The organism is Streptomyces sp. SID3212, from assembly GCF_009865405.1.
GTDB lineage: Bacteria > Actinomycetota > Actinomycetes > Streptomycetales > Streptomycetaceae > Streptomyces.
The window spans coordinates 1-3,410 of sequence record NZ_WWJY01001187.1; the positions used below are offsets into that span (position 1 = coordinate 1).

Consider the following 3,410-nt stretch of genomic DNA (forward strand, 5'->3'; position numbering starts at 1 on the left):
CCGCCGGGCGGGCCACGACGCCCCCGCCGCCCCCGCTCCCCGCGCGGATGGCGGACACCGGTGGCGGCAGCCAGCTGATCACGGCGGAGGCGCCCGGCCTCCGGTCCACCACCGGCCGACTGACCTGGTGGGACCTGCGCGGCGGGCGGTGGGTGGCCGCCGGTTCCGCGGACGCGCGCTTCGGGGCCAACGGGCTGGTCGAGGGGGCGCGCCGCGAGCAGGGCACCTCGACCACCCCGACCGGGCTCTTCGGGCTGCCGTACGCCTTCGGCGTCGCGGCGGCGCCCGCCGGGACGTCGTACACCTATAGGCGCGTGACGAAGAGGTCCTGGTGGTGCGAGGACACCGCGTCGCGGTCGTACAACCGCTGGGCCGAGGGGCTGCCGAAGGACTGCCGGGCCGGCGAGTCCGAGCGGCTGGCCGACTATCCGGCGCAGTACGCCCACGCCCTGGTGACCGGGTACAACTACGACCGGCCGGTCCGCGGCCGGGGTGCCGGGATCTTCCTGCACGTGAACGGCAGGGGCGCCACGGCCGGCTGTGTGTCCGTACCGGCCGACGCCATGCGCCGCATCCTGGCCTGGGCGGATCCGCGGCGGAAGCCGCATCTGGCGGTGGGGACGCGGACGGGCGGGACGGCGGTCACGCGCTACTGAGACGAGGAATCCGGCGCCGCGCCGGACGCTCTGGACCGGAAGGACTCGTCCCCTTTAAGCTTCATACATGCCTGGACAGGTTCACAAGCACTACCGCATCGCCCGCGTCCTCGCCGACGAGATCCGCGCCGGGGTCCACTCCGACGGCAGCAGGCTCCCCGGCGAGCACGCGCTCACCCAGCGGTTCGGCGTGAGCCGTACGACCCTGCGCCAGGCGCTCCAGGTCCTCGGCGAGCAGGGGCTGATCTCCACGCACGCGGGCATAGGCTCGTTCGTCACCTTCGACGGGACGCCGCTCGACCATCCCCTCGGCTGGACCCACGCGCTGACCGGCCAGGACACCGAGCTGTCCACGGAGATCCTCCTCTTCGAGGACGTGACGGACCAGCGGCTGGCCGCCGAACTGGGCACGGAATCCAGCGCGTTCGTCGCGCTGGACCGCGTCCGGCGGCTCCCCGACGGCCAGGGTGTCTCGCTCGAACGCAGCAGGGTCCCCGCCGTCGGCGCGCTCGCCGGGCTCCCGGAGCGGGGGCTCGACGGCGGCTCGCTGAACCGGGCGCTCGTCGCCGCGGGCCGGATACCGCACAGCGGCGACGGGCGGGTCTCGGTGCGCGCGCTCGACGCGGCGGACGCCGTGGTCCTGCGCCGTTCCCCCGGTACGTCGTTCCTGCGTCTCGCCCAGGTCTTCCGGGCCGCCGACGGCTCGGTCGTGGAACAGATCACCAGCCTGCTCGACCCCGCCCGGTTCGAGCTGCGCGTCCGCTCGGACCGAGGAGGCCTCTCGTGAGCCGGGGAGAACCTCTTGTGAGCCGAGGAGCATCGTTCGTGAGCCGAGGAGACCCGCCTGTGACCGGTCAGCTGGACCGCGCCCTGGGCGCGTACTACGGACTCGCCCTGGGTGACGCCCTCGGCATGCCCACGCAGATGATGTCCCGGGAGGAGGTCGTACGGGTCTACGGCACGGTCTCCGGCTTCGAGCCCGCCCGGCCCGACAACCCGGTCAGCGCGGGAATGCCGGCGGGCACGGTCACCGACGACACCGACCAGGCCGTGCTGGTCGGCCGGCTGATCGACGAGGGACAGGGGCGGATCGATCCGCTGCGTCTGGCCCGGGAGCTGCTGGCCTGGGAGGCGGAGATGCGGGCCAGGGGCTCCCTGGACCTGCTCGGCCCGTCCACCAAGGCGGCACTGGACGCGGTGGCGCGGGGGGTGCCGCCGGAGGAGGCGGGACGGTACGGATCCACGAACGGCGCCGCGATGCGGGTCACGCCGGTCGGGATCGCCTTCCCGGCCGCGCCTGCGGCGGACTTCCTCGACCGGGTCGTGGAGTCCTGCCAGGTCACCCACGACACGACCGTCGGCATCGCGGGCGCGGCTGCCGTCGCCGCGGCGGTGAGCACGGGGGTGGCCGGTGGGACGCTGGAGGAGGCCGTGGCGGCGGCGGTCGGGGCGGCCCGGGCGGGCACCGGGCGCGGGCACTGGATCGCGGGGGCCGACATCGCGTCCCGCGTCGAGTGGGCCCGCGCGCTGGTACGGGACCTGCCGGACGAGGCGGCGCTGGACCGGATCGTGGCCCTCGTCGGGACGAGCGTGGCCAGCCAGGAGTCCGTGCCCGCCGCCTTCGCGGTGGTGACCGTGGCGGCCGGCGATCCGTGGCGGGCCGCCCTGCTCGCGGCCAACCTCGGCGGGGACAGCGACACGATCGGCGCGATCGCGGGCGCGGTCGCCGGGTCGGTCGCGGGGTTCGCGGCGCTCCCGCCCGAGGCGGTCGCCACGCTCCGTACGGTCAACGGCCTGGACCTGGAACCTCTGGTCGTACGGCTGCTCGCCCTGCGAAGCGCACGCCAGGGGGCGGGACGGTGAGCGCGGGCACGGGCCAGGGAGCCGGCGGCCCCCGCGTCGTCCTCGCGGGGAACGTCATCGCCGATCTCGTGATCGAGATCCCCGCGCTGCCCGAGCGGGGCGGGGACGTCATCGGTACGCGTACGGAGCTGACGGCCGGCGGCGGTTACAACACGCTCGTCGCGGCCCGCCGCCTCGGTACGGAATCCGTGTTCGCCGGGCTGCACGGCACCGGCCCGTACGGTGATCTCGTCCGTGAGGCGCTCGCCTCCGAGGACATCGGGGTGGTGCTGCCGGTCCGCGCGGACGGTGACACGGGCTTCACCGTCGCTCTGGTCGAGGCGGGCGGTGAACGTACCTTCGTCACCAGTTTCGGCGTGGACGCGGAGATGACGGAGGCCGACGTCGCGGTGGTGGCGGAGCGGCTGCGGCCCGGCGATCTGGTGCAGCTCTCGGGTTACGGGCTCGTCATGCCGGTGAACGGCCCGCTGTTGGCCCGGTTCACCGCGCTGCTGCCCCCGGAGATCGTCGTGTGCCTCGACCCGGCCCCTCTGGTCGACGACATCCCGGAGGCGGTGCTCGCCCCGGTGCTGGCCCGGACCGACTGGCTGAGCGCCAACGCCCGTGAGGCCCGGCTGATGTCGGGGCTGGACGACCCCCGCAGGGCCGCGGCCGTGCTCCGTGAGCGGCTGGCTCCGGGGGGCGGGGTACTCGTACGGGTGGACAAGGACGGCTGCTGGCTGGCGGCGCCGGGCGGGGGGCCGGAGCGGGAGCGCGAGCCGAGCCCGGAGCCGGTGCGGGTGCCGGGCTTCCCGGTGCGCGCCGTCGACAGCAACGGGGCGGGGGACGCGCACGTCGGCGCGTTCCTGGCGCTCCTGGCCCAGGGGTTCGACCCGCTGACGGCGGCCCGGG

General features: G+C 75.1%; 4 protein-coding genes. All 4 read left to right on the top strand.

All coding sequences use genetic code 11. The features are described from left to right. Positions 1-656: L,D-transpeptidase family protein (locus GT042_RS35525; RefSeq protein ID WP_161312806.1), on the top strand; the 656-nt coding region annotated here is incomplete at its 5' end. Between the two features lie 67 nt (positions 657-723). Next, the gene (locus GT042_RS35530; protein WP_161312807.1) at positions 724-1,443 is read left to right on the top strand and encodes a GntR family transcriptional regulator; all 720 of its coding nucleotides are present in this window, start codon (positions 724-726) and stop codon (positions 1,441-1,443) included. Between the two features lie 59 nt (positions 1,444-1,502). Next, positions 1,503-2,519 (top strand): ADP-ribosylglycohydrolase family protein, encoded by a 1,017-nt coding sequence (locus tag GT042_RS35535; protein ID WP_161312808.1) that lies wholly within the window; start codon positions 1,503-1,505, stop codon positions 2,517-2,519. Then, positions 2,516-3,410: PfkB family carbohydrate kinase (locus GT042_RS35540; RefSeq protein ID WP_161312809.1), on the top strand; the 895-nt coding region annotated here is incomplete at its 3' end. The genes GT042_RS35535 and GT042_RS35540, both read left to right, overlap by 4 nt.